9 protein-coding genes are annotated in these 14,982 nt (G+C 76.0%); 4 read left to right on the top strand and 5 right to left on the bottom strand.

What is annotated here, in order from left to right:
• Positions 1-772 (bottom strand): prolyl oligopeptidase family serine peptidase (locus AB0K37_RS33350; RefSeq protein ID WP_363987774.1); only part of this gene is annotated, 772 nt, incomplete at its 3' end.
• A gap of 76 nt (positions 773-848) precedes the next feature.
• Between AB0K37_RS33350 and AB0K37_RS33345 the strand changes: the two genes are divergently transcribed.
• Positions 849-1,808 carry a helix-turn-helix domain-containing protein gene (locus AB0K37_RS33345; RefSeq protein ID WP_363987772.1) on the top strand — a complete coding sequence of 320 codons (960 nt, stop codon included), beginning with the start codon at positions 849-851 and terminating at the stop codon, positions 1,806-1,808.
• A 45-nt stretch (positions 1,809-1,853) separates the two neighbouring features.
• On the opposite strand, the gene AB0K37_RS33340 is transcribed toward AB0K37_RS33345, so the two are convergent.
• Complete coding sequence (locus tag AB0K37_RS33340) at positions 1,854-2,909, bottom strand: right-handed parallel beta-helix repeat-containing protein (protein WP_363987770.1); 1,056 nt, start codon at positions 2,907-2,909, stop codon at positions 1,854-1,856.
• Positions 2,910-3,307: 398 nt separating this feature from the next.
• On the opposite strand from AB0K37_RS33340, the gene glnII reads away from it, so the two are divergent.
• Positions 3,308-4,321 carry a glutamine synthetase GlnII gene (gene glnII, locus AB0K37_RS33335; RefSeq protein WP_363987768.1) on the top strand — a complete coding sequence of 338 codons (1,014 nt, stop codon included), beginning with the start codon at positions 3,308-3,310 and terminating at the stop codon, positions 4,319-4,321.
• Between the two features lie 282 nt (positions 4,322-4,603).
• A complete protein-coding gene (locus tag AB0K37_RS33330) occupies positions 4,604-5,119 on the top strand; it encodes a hypothetical protein (protein WP_363987766.1) in 516 nt (171 codons plus the stop codon).
• Here AB0K37_RS33330 and AB0K37_RS33325 read toward each other — a convergent pair.
• The 3 genes from AB0K37_RS33325 to AB0K37_RS33315 all read right to left on the bottom strand — a co-directional run bounded on the left by AB0K37_RS33325 (position 5,100) and on the right by AB0K37_RS33315 (position 8,201).
• Entirely contained in the window at positions 5,100-5,927 is an 828-nt protein-coding gene (locus tag AB0K37_RS33325; protein ID WP_363987764.1) for a hypothetical protein, read from the bottom strand. The genes AB0K37_RS33330 and AB0K37_RS33325 overlap by 20 nt on opposite strands.
• 67 nt (positions 5,928-5,994) lie before the next feature.
• Positions 5,995-6,438 (bottom strand): universal stress protein, encoded by a 444-nt coding sequence (locus AB0K37_RS33320; RefSeq protein WP_363987762.1) that lies wholly within the window; start codon positions 6,436-6,438, stop codon positions 5,995-5,997.
• A 32-nt stretch (positions 6,439-6,470) separates the two neighbouring features.
• Positions 6,471-8,201 (bottom strand): HD domain-containing protein, encoded by a 1,731-nt coding sequence (locus AB0K37_RS33315; RefSeq protein WP_363987760.1) that lies wholly within the window; start codon positions 8,199-8,201, stop codon positions 6,471-6,473.
• A gap of 276 nt (positions 8,202-8,477) precedes the next feature.
• On the opposite strand from AB0K37_RS33315, the gene AB0K37_RS33310 reads away from it, so the two are divergent.
• On the top strand, positions 8,478-14,982 hold a 6,505-nt coding region (locus AB0K37_RS33310; protein ID WP_363987758.1), incomplete at its 3' end, for an SDR family oxidoreductase.

Below are 14,982 nucleotides of genomic sequence, written 5' to 3'. Positions count from 1 at the left end.
CGGCTGGCAGTCCCTCCAACCCGGAGCCTTCCGCAACGCCGACGGCGACACCGTCGCCCTCTACGGCTTCGACGTCTCCGGGGATGTCGGCGAGGGCGGCGGCGAGGGCGAGGCGGGCGCGCCCGCCGGGGGTGCCGAGGGCGGTCCCGAGGGCGCGGCGGGCGCCCGAGGTGTTGGCCTGCGGGTCCTTGACGCGCACCAGTTCCAGGTCGGGCGCCAGCAGTGTCTTGATCGCGTAGTTGGTGTCGAGGGCGCTGTTGAAGTGGCCCGTCGTGCCGCCGAGCACCCCGCAGAGGGAGGCCGCCCCGGCGAAGCGGCCGGGGTTGCGCTCCGCGAGGAGCACCGAGGTCAGTCCGCCGGCGGAGGAGCCGGTGGAGACGGTGCGCCTGGGCCTCCCGACGTTCGCGGTGAACCAGTCGAGCAGGTCGATCTGGTCCCTGAGCCCGGATTCGACCACCCCCCAGCCGCGCGACACGCGGAGCTGGGAGGCCGCCAGCGCGTACCCGTGGTCCAGCAGCCACTGCTTCGTGGCCGGGTGGTTCGTCAGCGAGATCTCCGAGGGCGCGGGGTACTCCAGGCTGTACGCGCCGTGGCTCCACAGCAGGAGCGTCCCGTTCCAGCGGGCGGGGACCTCGACGCGGTAGGGGACTCCGTTGATGTCGCCCTCGCGCACGCTCGTGCCGTCGTCGGCGCGGACGGGGAGGGCGACCGCGGTCAACGCGGCGAGCACCATCAGCGGAACGGTGCGGCAGAACAGGCGGAGTCGATTCATGACCCGCACCTTCCAGTACGTTCCGCAGCGAGTGCAATGATTTAAGAAATAGGTTAAATGTCGTATTCTCCGACCCATGCTGCGGCTCTGGCTCGACTATGAGGACCTCACCCGGATCCGCATCACCCCGGGCCTCTCGCCGCTCGCCCAGACCGTTCTCGGCGCCCAGGCCCTGCGCGGCGTCGGGCCGGAGCCGATTCCCGGCCCGTGGCGGTCGCGGACGCGCGCACGGCTCACCGGCCCGTCCCGCCTGCTGCTCGACCTGGTGCCGCCCGGGCGCTGGGTCCCCGACTTCCTGACGCCGTACACGCTCGTACCGGGGTTCGAGCCGGAACTCGACGCCGTCGCCTCGACGCCCGCCCGGCGGATCCGCGAGGAGCTGGAGCGGTCCTACGGTCCGCGGCCGCCGGTCCCGTGGCTGCCCCGCCTCGCCGGCGGCGACGGGGAGACCATGCGGACGCTCGTCCGCGGGCTCCGCGACTTCCACCGGGTCGCGCTGGAGGACTCCTGGTCCGGCCTCAGCGACCTCCTGTGCGCCGAGGCGGCCCGGCACGCCCGGACGATGGCCCGCGACGGGATCGGAGGCCTGCTGGGGAGCCTGCATCCCGCGGTCCGCTGGACGTCCCCGGTCCTGGAGATCGAGACATTGCGCGACGGCGACGTCCGCCTCGGCGGGCGCGGGCTGCTGCTGATGCCCTCGGTGTTCGTCACCGGTCCGCGCGTGCTGGTCGGCGGGGACGGCCCGGCGACCGTGGTGGTCCCCTCGTCCCGGCCGCTGAGCGGGACGGGCGACACCCTGCCGCAGGTGTTCGGCCGGACCCGGGCCGCCGTGATCCGGCTGGTCGGCGCGGACGGGGAGCTCACGACCGGGACGCTGGCGGCCCGGCTCGGGGTCAGCGCGGCGTCCGCCTCCCAGCACGCCACCGCCCTGCGCGGCGCGGGCCTGCTCACCAGCGAGCGCCGGGGCAAGACGGTGCACCACGCGCTGACGCCGCTCGGGGAGCGGTTCCTGCGCGGCGGGGAGGCGCCGGAGTGAGAAGACCCCGCTCCCGGACGGGGGAGCGGGGTCTTCGCGGCGACGTCAGCAGAGGCCGCGCGGGTTCGAGGTACGGCACTTGTTGTCGATGAAGCGGTTGGTCCTGCTGCCGCTCCTGTCGACCAGGTCGAACGGCGCGTTGCCCTTGACGAGGTTCTGCTTGATCAGGTTGTGGCGGGCGGGCTGGCCCTTCGGGCTGGGGAACAGCACGATGCCGCCGGAGTAGGGCAGCGTGCCCCGGTTGTCGAGCACGGCGTTCCGCTCGATCGTGTTGTGGTCGCCGCCGAAGACGAGGACGCCGGTGCCGCCGAGCGGCGGCACGTCCTCGTGCTGCGCGCAGGACCGGTTGTTCTTCCAGATCCTGTTCCTCCAGAGCTTGGTGTCGCCCTGGCCGCCCTTCTGGTCGTCGTTGACGAGCGCCGCCCCGGTGCAGTTGCCGACGAGGTCGTTCCCCCAGGCGTAGACGTGGCGGGCGTGCCGGACCAGCAGGCCGAGCGCGTTGCCCGAGGCGTGGTTGTAGGCGACGACGGTGCCGTGCGCGTTCTCGATGTCGCCGACGTAGAGGCCCGCATCGGCGGCGTTGTCGACGGCCCGGTTCCTGACGAAGCGGCCGCGGGTCGAGTGGAACTCCGTGATGCCGTACTCGCCGTTGCGCGCCGCGAGGACGTGTTCGACGGTCAGGCGGTCGGTGTACAGGCCGTAGACGCCGGTCTCCTTGAAGCCCCGGACGGTCAGGTTCAGGATCGAGACGTCCCTGACCAGGTGCTTGCGGTGCCCGACCACGCAGATGCCCATGCCCGCCGCCCCAGCCTTGGCGCAGTGGTCCTTGCGGCCCGGGTGGAGCACGGTCCTGTCGCCCTCCCCCACGATGGTCAGGGGCTTGCGGACGAGGACGCCGCCCTCGTAGGCCCCGGCCTTGAGCCGGATGACGTCGCCGGGCCGTGCGCGGTCGACGGCTTTCTGGATCGAGTGGCCCGGTCGCACGATGTGGATCCGCCCGTCCTTGCCGCCGCCGTCGGCGGCGTGCCCGGCCGGTGCGAAGGATGCCAGCCCCGCCAGCGCGACGGCCGTACCGAGCGAGGCCGCGAGAGTCCGCCTCATCCTTTTTCCCCGTTCTGTTGCCAATGGTGGGGACGCGCCGGAGTGGTGCGTCCTCGCTCATCTTGAACAGAAGAGAGGGCGCGGCCGGGTGTGAGAGAAGTAAAGAAACGTCCGAGGGTTTCGCCAAGTGAGCGGGAAGCGCCCGATAAATGGCGGCACGCCATTCTATAGGTCATTTAATACCGATTTGGGTGGTCGGTGGCGGTGTCCGTGCGGCGTGACGCGCGGTGGGGACGGCGGGGCGAGCGGCCGTGCGGCGCTGGTGTGAGCAACGTCTCAGCAGGTCTTCTCGCGTGTTACACGCCGTTCACAAATGGGCAACAGACGCGAAATGCCCGGTTGGCACGTTCTGTGAGGCCGAACCCGCAAAGGCCCGGCAGCGAACGAAGGGACCGACGTTGAGCTACAAGGCCGAGTACATCTGGATCGACGGCACCGAGCCGACCGCGCGGCTGCGGTCGAAGACGAGGATCCTCGCCGACGGCGCCGAGCTGCCGGACTGGGGGTTCGACGGGTCCAGCACGAACCAGGCGCCCGGCGACCACTCGGACTGCGTGCTCAAGCCGGTCTTCTCCTGTCCTGACCCGATCCGGGGCGGCGACAACAAGCTGGTGCTGTGCGAGGTGTACCTCGTGGACGGCACGCCCCACGAGACCAACACCCGCGCCAAACTGCGGCCCGTGGCCGAGCAGTACGCGGCGCAGGACTCCTGGTACGGCATCGAGCAGGAGTACACCTTCTTCAAGGACGGTCGCCCGCTCGGCTTCCCGGAGCGCGGCTACCCGGCCCCGCAGGGCTTCTACTACTGCGGTGTGGGCTCGGACGAGGTCTTCGGCCGCGACATCGTCGAGCAGCACATGGACGCCTGCCTCGCGGCGGGGCTGAAGATCTCCGGCATCAACGCCGAGGTCATGCCCGGCCAGTGGGAGTTCCAGATCGGCCCGGCGGGGACGATCGAGGTCGGCGACCACCTGTGGATCGCCCGGTGGCTGCTGTACCGCATCGCCGAGGAGCACGACGTGTCCGCCACCCTCGACCCGAAGCCGGTCGAGGGCGACTGGAACGGCGCCGGCGCGCACACCAACTTCTCGACCAAGGCCATGCGCGAGGGCTACGACGCGATCATCGCGGCGTGCGAGGCGCTCGCCGAGAAGGCGCAGGAGCACGTCGCCGGGTACGGCGCCGACATCGAGCGGCGGCTGACCGGCATGCACGAGACCGCCCCGTGGAGCGAGTTCAGCTACGGCGTGTCGAACCGCGGCGCCTCGGTGCGGATCCCGTGGCAGGTCGAGGTGGACAAGAAGGGCTACATCGAGGACCGCCGCCCGAACGCCAACGTCGACCCGTACGTGGTGACCCGCCTGATCACGGGCACCTGCTGCGCGGCGCTGGAGAAGGCCGGCCTGGTCTGACGAATCCGACGAGACGGATCCCCGGGAAGTGCGGCTTCCCGGGGATCCGCCGTGTTCTGCCATAAGGGGGAACGCGGCCAAACATCTGCAAAATGGTGAGGTTGGGCGAGTTCCTTCCTGCGGCGCCGGGTAGCACACCTACGTCGCACCGGGGGAGGGAACATGCCCGACTCATCCTTCGGGCGGAACTCCGGAGGCCTGCCGGGCAGGCACGCCGGCCGCCCAGCGCCACGGCCGTGGGAACGTTCGTTCCGCTGCCCTTCCGCGGCGCGGCGGCGGCCGATGGAGGCGCCGCCCAGACGGTACGAGGACTTCGTCGCGCTGCACGAGGAGATCTCCAGGGAGGGCTCCGGCGCGCCGCTGCGCCCGCTGTGGTGGACGGGCGTCTCCGCCGCGCTGGTCGGCGGGGGCGCGGCGTTCGCGGTGACGATCGGGCTGCGGTCGGCGTTCGGCGTCGAGGTGCCGGTGTTCGCGGGCGGGCACACCGCGGCGGCGCCCGCCGCGACGAGCTACGCGCTGTGCGCCGCGGCGGCGGTCATCCAGGCCACCGCGCTGATGCACCTGCTGCTGTCGTCGGCGGCGCGCCCGGTCCGGGCGTTCGCCTGGATCGGCGGGATCGCGGTCGTGCTGCTGACGATCCTGCCGCTCACCCTGCACGCCCGGCTCGACGCGGCGCTCGCCACGTCCGCGATCAACCTGGCCGGCGGGTCGGCGGTGGTGGCGCTGCTGTGCGCGGTGGTCGCGGCGACGTCCCGGCAGTCCCCGTGGGACCGCCCGTTCAGACGCGACCGACCGTGATCGTCAGCGGGCCGGGAGCCGCGGTGGAGACGACCCGGACGTGCCGCAGGCGCCGCCACACCTGGACGTCCACCGGCTCGTCCGGAGCCAGCAGCCGCACCTCGCGGTGCATCCCGGAGAAGCCGAGGCACAGCGAGACGTCCCAGGTCCCGCGCGGCAGCGGGTCGTCGACGAACGCCCGCGTCGCGGGCACCACCGCCCGGTAGCCGAGCCGGTCCGGGCGCTCCTCCAGCATCGCGATGACCTCGTAGACGTGCCGCGAGCGGCGCTCGGTCATGATCAGCGTCCCGGAGATCGGCCTTCCGCTCCGCCGCAGGTCCAGATGCCCGGCGACCACGATCTCCTCGCGCTCCTCGTTCCAGCTCAGCGTGTCCGCCGCGACGGATCCGGCGACGTGGGGGCGGCCGCCGACGTCGATCGCGAGGGCGCCGCCGGCGCCGAAGTAGGCGATCACCGTGCAGGAGTCGGGGAGGAACCGCCGCAGGGGCGAGGCGTCCAGGCCGGGCGCGCGGGCCGGGCCGAGCGGGACGACGGAGGTCTCCATCGGCGCGCCGACCGACAGGCTCACGTCCCACAGCCCGCCGGGCAGCGGGGTCCCGCCGGTGAGGGTCGCGACGTCGACCTCCGCCTCGAACGCGACGCGCCCGTCCCGCTCGCGGGCCGAGGCGGGCACGCGCAGCAGGCCGTCGCCGTCGCGCTCGCGCAGGAGCAGCTCGATCTCGCGGACGGCACCGCCGGGTTTGAGGGTGCCGGCCAGCCGGAGCGCCGTCCCCGCCCAGCCGATCTCCGTCAGGAGAGGATCCGACATCGCCGCCTCCGCCTCGGTCGCCGCCGTCCTCCCCCGCCCTTCCCCGCGAGCGGCGGCCGAACCGGGGTCAGGGGACGACGGTCACCGGCCACCGCCCCGCCTTGACCAGCCGGACGGCGACGGACCCGATGATCCGGTGCCCGGCCTGCGCCGACGCGCCGACGATCACGGCGTCCGCGCGGGACTCGTCGGCGACGCGGGCGAGCACGGTGTAGGCGTCGCCCAGCTCGGTGACGAAGTCGTAGCGGACCTGCTCGCGCCCGGCGGCGGCCTCCAGCTCGCGGCGGATCTGCGCGGAGATCTCCTCGGCGGTCTCGCGCAGCGCGGCGGCGCCGCCGGGGGTGAGGGTGCCCATCGAGGCGACCGGCGCGACGTGCACGACGACGAGCCGGGCGCCGGCGCGGCGCGCGAGGCCCCACGCGTAGGCGCCGGCGCGCAGCGACGTCTCGGAGCCGTCCACTCCGGCCACGATCACCTTCGGTCCGTCGACGCCGTACTCGAACGGTCTCATGTGATCACCACGGGACCAGCGTAATCGGCGGTTCAGGGCCGGACGAACCGGGCCAGAAGGTCGTCGAGGCCGAGGGCGCCGGTGCCGAGCGCCCCGTACATCGCGTCGGCGTCGGGGTAGCCGAGGTCGCGGGCGACGGCCAGGGAGTCGCAGCGCGCCTCGGCGGCGAGCAGGTCGACGCCGCGCCACGCCAGCGCCTGGACGAGGCGGCGCCGGCCGGCCTCGGCGTCCTCCTCGGCGCGGCGCAGCGCGAGCCGCTGCTGGATGCGGACGCGGGCGGGCACCGAGACGGCGAAGCCGAGCCAGTCCTCGGACGGGGAGCCGGCCGGGTCGGTGAGGATCTGCACGACGTTGCCGCTGCGGATCTGCACCGACATGGGCGCGAGCCGGCCGTTGACGACGGCGCCGATGCAGCGGTCGCCGGTGCCGGGGCCGAGCGCGTAGGCGAAGTCGAGCGCGGTCGCGCCCGCGGGCAGCGGGACGATGTCGCCGCGGGTGGTGAACGCGGCGACGTTCCCGGCGGCGAGGTCGGCGCGGAGCCGGTCCAGGAACTCGCCGGACGGCGAGTCGGACTGCCAGGCCAGCAGCCGGCTCAGCCACACCAGGTCGCGGCGCTCGGCGACGGTGGGGCCGGTGTCGCGGCCCGCGTCCCGGATGTGCGCGACGATGCCGTACTCGGCGACCGGGTGCATCGCCTCGCTGCGGATGATCACTTCGAACGGGTCGCCGTCCGGGCTGATCACCCGGGTGTGCAGCGACCGGTACAGGTTGTCCTTCGGCGTCGCGATGAAGTCGCGGACCTGCCCGGCCACCGGGTGCAGCGCGGCGTGCACGGCCCCGAGCGCGATGTAACAGTCGCTCTCGGCGCCGTCCACCACCAGCAGCAGCCGCGCCGCCTCGCACGGACGCAGCCCGGCCAGGCCGCCGCCGAACGACTGGTGCACCGCGTACAGGTGCGACGGCCGGACCTCCACCCGCGCCCTGACCCGGTGCTCGGCGAGCGAGGGGCGCAGCAGCGCCGTCGCGGGCCCGAACGTGCGGCCCGCCCCGCTCAGCGCCGCCCGGACGGCGCGCCGCGTCGCCTCGTGCGCCCGGGGGTCGCGGGAGGCGAAGGCGAGGTCGTCCATCTCCCGCTTGAGGACGTGGATGCCGAGCCGCTCCGCGAACGGGACCAGCAGCTCGTGGGACGCCTGGGCGTAGGGGGCGCGCTTGTGCTCGGGCTGGTGGCGCAGCGTCCGCAGGTTGTGCAGCCGGTCCGCCAGCTTGATCACCAGGACCCGGAGGTCCGCCGCCGCGGCCAGCACGATCTTGCGGAACGTCTCGGCCTCGGCGCGGTCGCCCCAGCGCCGGCCGTCCAGCTTGGTGACGCCGTCCACCAGCACCGCGATCTCGTCGCCGAAGTCGGCGCGGACCTCACCCAGCGTGTAGGGGGTGTCCTCGACGGTGTCGTGCAGAAGCGCGGCGACCAGGGTGGTGGTGTCCAGCCCCATCCCGGCGAGGATCAGCGCGACGGCGAGCGGATGGGTGATGTACGGGGCGCCGGACTTGCGGAGCTGCCCGCGGTGCATGCGCTCCGCCACCGTGTACCCGCGCAGCAGTTCGGCCTCGGCCGCTCCCGGGAGGGCGCCGCCGGGGTGGGCGGCGCGATGGGCCGCGAGCAGGGGGGCGAGGGCGGCCCGCACGGGGTCCGGGCCGCCTCCCGCCGCCTCCCGCCGCCGCGCGGGGAGGCGGAACCGTCCCGTCGCCGGATTCAGCGTCGCCATCGCGCCCCCGCCTGGCCCGTCCGCGACACACCGCCACGGACTGTGATCGCCATTATGCGCGATGTGGCCGCGGCGGGGGGAGGCCCAGGCCGGGGCCACCTCCGGCCCCCGCCGCGCGTCAAGGGACGTTCCAATCTCCTTAGCCGTGCCGCCATCAACGCGCCCCCGGGTGTGTCGTCTCCGTGATCACGCCGTCGCCGACCGTAGTGTGGCGCTCCATTGTTGCGAGCCGCGCCGGTCACGCGCCGGGCCGCGCGGGACGTCGGGGGGCTGTGCATGGCGGGTAGGGGCGGGCGGGACGCAGGCCGGGGCGAGCGGCCCCGGACCGAGATCATCGGGGTCGCCCCGTTCGGCCGACCCGCGCCCCATCTCGCTGTCGCCGTCGCCCGCGCGGGCGGCACCGGCGTGCTCGACCTCGGCGCCGACCGGGCGCCCGGGCTCGCCGCCCTCGCCGACGTCGGCCGCTGGTGGAGAGGCCCGTTCGGCGTCCGCGTGCCCGCCGGGTGCCGGATCCGGCCGGACGAGGTCCCCGAGGCCGCCGCGACCGTCCTGGTCGACGCGCCCGTGCTGCTCGGCGCGCCCGCGCCGGGGGCGGACGGCGCGCCGGACGTCGCCGGGTTCGCCCGCGGGCGCCGCCTCCTGGTGGAGGTGGTCGACCCGGAAGAGGCCGCCGCCGCCATCGCCGCCGCCCGGGAGATCACCGACGATGTGGGGCTGGTCGCGCGGGGCAGCGAGGCGGGCGGGCGCGTCGGCGAGCCGACCACGTTCGTGCTCCTGCAGCACCTCCTGGCGGGCGCCGGCTCCGCGGCGGACGCGGGCGTCCCGGTGTACGCGGCGGGCGGGATCGGGCCGCACTCGGCCGCGGCGGCGGTGGCCGGGGGCGCGGCCGGGGTCGTCCTGGACGTTCAGCTCGCGCTGGTCCGGGAGGCGGAGCCGTCCGCCGGCATCGTCGCCAGGCTGTCGGCGATGGACGGCACCGAGACGGCGGTCGTCGACGGGCACCGCGTCCACCCGGGGACCGGCGCCCCCGGGGCCGAGCGGCGTCCGCTGCCCGTCGGGCAGGACGCGCCGCTCGCCGCCGCGCTCGCCGGGCGCTACAGGACCGCCGGGGGAGTGGTGCGGGCCGTCCGGGAGCAGATCGACCTGCACCTGCGGGCCGCCGTGCGCTCCGAGCCGCTCGCGCCGCGCGCCGAACCGGCCGTCGTGCAGGGCCCCATGACGCAGGTCAGCGACACGTCCGCGTTCGCCGGCGCCGTCGCGCAGGACGGCGGCCTGCCGTTCCTCGCGCTCGCCCTGACGGACCCCGGCCGGGTGCGGGAGCTGCTGCGCGAGACCGCCGACCGGCTAGGCGGGCGTCCCTGGGGCGTCGGCGTCCTCGGGACCGCGCCGCCGGAGCTGCGGGAGGCCCAGCTCGCCGCGATCCGCGAGGCCGCCCCGCCCTACGCGGTCATCGCGGGCGGCGGCCCGGCGGAGGCCGCGCCGCTGGATGCCGCGGGGATCCGCACGTACCTGCACGTCCGGTCGCCGGTGGAGCTGGAGCGGTTCCTGGCAGAGGGCACGCGCAGATTCGTGTTCGAGGGCGCGGAATGCGGCGGGCACGTCGGACCGCTCGCGAGCTTCCCGCTGTGGGACGCGCAGGTCGAGCGGCTGGAGGCGTTCGGCGGCGACCCGCGCGAGCTGTCGGTGATGTTCGCGGGCGGCGTGCACGACGCGCGGTCCGCCGCGATGGTCGCCGCGCTCGCCGGGCCGCTGGCCGAACGCGGCGCCGACGTCCGCGTGCTGATGGGGACCGCGTACCTGTTCACCGCCGAGGCGGTCGCGGCCGGCGCGATCCTGCCGGGCTTCCAGGACGTCGCGCTCGGCTGCGGCGGGACGGCCCTGCTGGAGACCTCGCCCGGCCTCGCGACCCGCTGCGCCCGCACCCCCTACGTCCGGACGTTCGAGGAGACCCGCCGCGAGCTGGAGCAGGTCGGCACGCCGCGGCGGGAGGTGTGGCGCCGCCTGGAGAAGCTGAACCTCGGCCGCCTGCGCGTCGCGAGCAAGGGCCTGCGACGCGGCGCCCCAGTGGACGACGGCGTCCAGCGCGCCGACGGCCTCTACATGATCGGGCAGGTCGCCGCGCTGCGGTCGGCCCCGACCCGGATCGCCGACCTGCACGAGCAGGTCACCTCGGGCGCGACCGCCTTCCTGGCCGCCCGCGCGGCCGAGCTCGGCGTCGCCGGACCCGCGGCGAGCGCGAGCGCGGCCCGCCCGGCCGACGTCGCGGTCATCGGCATGGGCTGCGTCTTCCCGGGGGCCCGCGACACCGCGAGCTACTGGGCGAACATCGTCGGCGGCGCCGACGCGGTCACCGAGGTCACCCGCTGGGACCCGCGGATCCACTACTCGCCGTCCGGGGAGGGCGCGACCCCGTCGAAGTGGGGCGGCTTCATCCCCGACGTCCCGTTCGACGCGCTCGCCCACGGCATCCCGCCCGGCGCGCTCGGCGGCGTCGACCCGGTCCAGCTCCTGTCGCTGGAGGTCGCGTCCCGCGCGCTGGCCGACGCCGGGTACGCCGACCGCCCGTTCGACCGGGCCCGGACGTCGGTGGTCTTCGGCGCGGCCGGGGGCGGCGACCTCGGCACCGCGTACGCGATGCGCGCGACGCTCCCGTCCTACTACGGCGAGGTGCCCCCGGGCCTGGACGAGCGGCTGCCGCGCCCGACCGCGGACTCCTTCCCCGGCGTCCTCACCGGCGTCATCGCCGGCCGGATCGCGGACCGGCTCGACCTCGGCGGCGCGGCCCACACGGTGGACGCCGCGGGAGCCTCGTCGCTGGCCGCGCTCGACGCCGCCTGCAAGGAGCTCGCCGCCGGGACCAGCGACATGGTGCTGTGCGGCGGCGCCGACCTGCGCGCCGGCGTCCAGGACTACCTGCTGTCCGCCTCGGCGGGCGCGCTGTCCCCGTCCGGGCGCTGCGCCGCGTTCGACTCGTCCGCCGACGGCGTCGCTCTCGGCGAGGGCATCGGATGCGTCGTCCTGAAGCGCCTCGACGACGCCGAACGCGACGGCGACCGGATCTACGCGGTGGTCAAGTCGGTCGCCGGGGCCGCCGGCGGGCGCGCCCTCGACCTCGCCTCACCGGGTTCCGAAGGGCAGCGCCGCGCCCTCGAACGCGCCTACGGGCGCGCGGGCGTGGCGCCCGCCTCCGTGGGGCTCGTCGAAGCGCACGGCGCCGGAGCCGAGGCGGACGACAGGACGGAGCTGGCGACCCTCGCCTCGGTGTTCGCCGGGGCCGAGCCGGGAAGCGTCACGCTCGGCTCGGTGAAGTCGCAGATCGGGCACACCGGGTGCGCCGCGGGCGTCGCCGGGCTCATCAAGACCGCGTACGCGCTGCACACGGGCGTGCTGCCGGGGACGCTGCACCTCGCCCGGCCGAATCCGGAGTGGACGCCGGACGGCCCGCTCGCGTTCGGCGGCGCCGCCCGGCCGTGGGCCGCCGAACCGGGCGAACGGTTCGCGGGACTCAGCGGCTTCGGCGTCGGCGGCGCGAACTTTCACGCCGTCCTGTCCGGCTACGACGGCGCCCCCGAGCCGGTGTCCGGGCTGGACGAGTGGCCGGCCGAGCTGTTCCTGATCCGCGGCGCCGACCGTTCCGCCGCCCGCGCCGGGATCGACCGGCTCTCGGCGCTGCTGCCCGGCGGGCCCCGGCTGCGCGACCTCGCCAGGACCGCCGCCTCGCTGGAAGGCCCGGTGCAGGCGGCGCTGGTGGCCTCAAGCCTGGAGGACCTGCGGGACAAGCTCGCGCTCGCGGCCGCGTTCCGCCCGGCGCCGGGCGTCCTCCTGCCCTCCGGGAAGCCGGGGCAGGTCGCGTTCCTGTTCCCCGGCCAGGGCGGCCAGCGGCCCGGGATGCTCGCGGACCTCTTCGTCGCGTTCCCCCGCCTCCAGCGCCTGCTGCGGCACGCCGGCGGACGGTACGCGGCCGCGATGTTCCCGCCCGCGGCGTTCACCCGGTCGGAGTCCCGCCGCCACCGGGCGGAGATCGACGACACGCGGGTCGCGGAGCCCGCGCTCGGCATCGCCGGGCTGGCGGTCCACCGGCTGCTGACCGCGGTCGGCGTGCACCCCGACCTCGCCGCCGGGCACGGCTGCGGCGAACTCGTCGCGCTCTGCGCGGCCGGCGTGTTCGACGACGCCGACATGATCGGCCTGAGCGCCGCGCGCGCCGAGGCGATCCTGGCGGCGGCCGGGCCCGGCGGGGGCGCGGCGGCGGTCGTGGGAGCGACGCCGGAGCAGGTGCGGGAGGCGTTGGGGGAGACGTTGGGGGCGAGCGGCGACGTTGCCGTGACCCACCACGACGCCCCCCGCCAGGTCGTGATCGCCGGGACCTCCGCGGGACTGGACCGCGCGCTGCGCGTCCTGTCGGAGGCGGGCCTGCCCGCCGAGCGGATCCCGGCCGCGTGCGCGGCCCACGGCCCGCTCGCCGCCGCCGCGCCGGAGGGCCTGCGCGCGGAGCTGCTCGGCCGCGACCTGCGCTCGCCCGCGTTCCCGGTCTGGTCGAACGCGACGGCGGCGCCTCACGACACCGACCCGTCCGAGCTGGCCGCCGCCCTCGCGGGGCAGCTCGCCGCACCGGTCCGCTTCGTCGAGCAGATCGAGGCGATGTACGCGGCGGGCGCCCGCACCTTCGTCGAGGCGGGCCCCGGACGGGTCCTCACCGGCCTGGTCGCCGCGATCCTCGGGGACCGGCCGCACACCGCCGTGAGCTGCGACGCCCCCGGCGGCAGCGCCCTGACGGGGCTGCTGCGGGCGCTCGCCGAGCTGGCCGCGGCGGGCGTCCCGGTCGACCCGCTGCCCCTGTTCGCCGGGCGCGACGCCCGCCCGCTGCCCGCCGAGCCCGCCCCGGCGCCCGGCTGGATCGTCAACGGCCATGCCGTCCGCACCGCCGACGGCGCGTACCCGGCGGGCGCGCTCCGGCCCGCCGAGCGCGTCGAGGGCCCCGGCCCGGGCGGCTCGGAGGCCGCCGTCCTGGAGTACCTGCGCGCGAGCCGCGAGGTGATCGCAGCGCAGCGCGAGGTGGTCCTGCGGCACCTCGCGGCCCCGGCCGGACGGGACGCGGCGGCGCGGTCCGTCCCCGCGCCCCGTCCCGTCCTGCCGGGCGAGACGCTGCCCGACCCGGACGCGGCGCGGGACGCGGCGCAGGACACGGTGCGGGACACGGTGCGGGACACGGCGCGGGACACGGCGCGGGACGGAGCGGAGGAGCGGCCGGCCGCCGACGGCAGGCGGGACGTGCACGCCGCCGCCGGCGCCGTGATCCGCGCCCGCACCGGCGACGACCGCGAGGAAGCGCCCGCGGAGCCGCGCCCCACCGTCCCGGAGCCCGCCGAGCCCACTGTCCCGGAGTCCACTGCCCCGGAGCCCGCCGTGCCCGAGATGACCGTGCCCGAGATGACCGTGCCCGAGATGACCGTGCCCGAGATGACCGTGCCGCCTCCTGCGCGGTCGTCCGCCCATGTGGGGGCCGCGGACCTTTCCGGGAGCCGCCCCGCGCCGCGGGTGTCGCGGCAGATCCCGCGGATCGTCGAACTGGGGGCGCTGCCGGCGCCGCCGGAGTCCGGGACGGGGTTCGCGGGCAAACGGTTCCTGATCGTGGACGACGCGTGCGGCGTCGCGCTCGAACTGGCCGACCTGCTGGAGCGGCACGGCGCGCAGGTGCGCGTGCCCCCGGACGTGGACGGGCCCTGCGACGGGCTCGTCCATCTGGCGGCCCTGCGGCCGGGGGCCGGGCCCGTGCTGCCGCAGGCGTTCGGGGGCGTCCGGCGGGCGCTGGCCGGCGGGCTGCGGTGGCTCGTCCTCGCCAGTGGCGCCGGCGGGACGTTCGGGCACCGGTTCGGCGGCGGCGCCGTCGGGGACCCCGGGCCGGGCGCGGGCCTGGCGGGGCTGGCCCGGACCATCGCGCGGGAGTACCCGGAGATGCTCGTCCGCGCGCTGGACGTCGACACCAAGGACACCCCGCGCGCGATCGCGCAGCGGATCCTGGCCGAGCTGCTGACCGCCGAGGCGCCGGTCGTGGTCGGGCACGAGAGCGGCCGGCGCAACGCCCTGGACCTGATCCCCGCCGGGCCGCCCGGCGGGGGTGCGGCAGCCGCGCCGGACCTCGGACCCGACGGCGTCGTCCTGCTGACCGGGGGCGCGCGGGGCGCCACCGCCCGGGTCGCGCTGGAGTTCGCCCGGACGAGCGGCTGCCACATCGAGCTGGTGGGCCGCACCCCGGAGCCCGACGGGGAGCCCGAGTTCCCCGGCGCCGAGGACGAGGCCGGGCTGCGCCGGGCGCTCGTGGCGCACGGCGAGGAGCAGCCCGCCGAGATCGAGGCTACGGTCCGCAGGCTCCTCGCCGAGCGCGGGATACGCCGGACCCTCGCGGCCCTGAGCGGCCACGCCGCCTCCGTGCGGTACCACGCGGCGGACGTGCGGAAGCCGGCCGCCGTGCGGGCCGTGGTGGACGACGTTTACCGGCGGCACCGGCGGCTGGACGGCGTCGTCCACGGCGCCGGCCTCGCCGGGGACCGCCTCGTCCGCGACACCTCGCCCGAGTCGTTCGCGCGGGTGTACCGGACGAAGGTGGACGGCGCCGCCGCGCTCGTCCAGGCGGTCCGGCCCGGCCTCGGGTTCTTCGTCGTCCTCGGCGGCCTCGCCGGCGAGCACGGCGACCGCGGGCAGGCCGGCTGCGCGGCGGCCGGGGACGCGTGCGGCACGCTCGCGCACGTGTGGCGGAGGCGGCTGCGCGGGCGGGTGCTCG

Origin of the sequence: Actinomadura sp. NPDC049753 (genome assembly GCF_040674655.1) — a bacterium.
GTDB lineage: Bacteria > Actinomycetota > Actinomycetes > Streptosporangiales > Streptosporangiaceae > Spirillospora > Spirillospora verrucosospora.
Note: the sequence above shows the minus strand (reverse complement) of the source record. Positions and strands in the feature narration are given on the sequence as shown.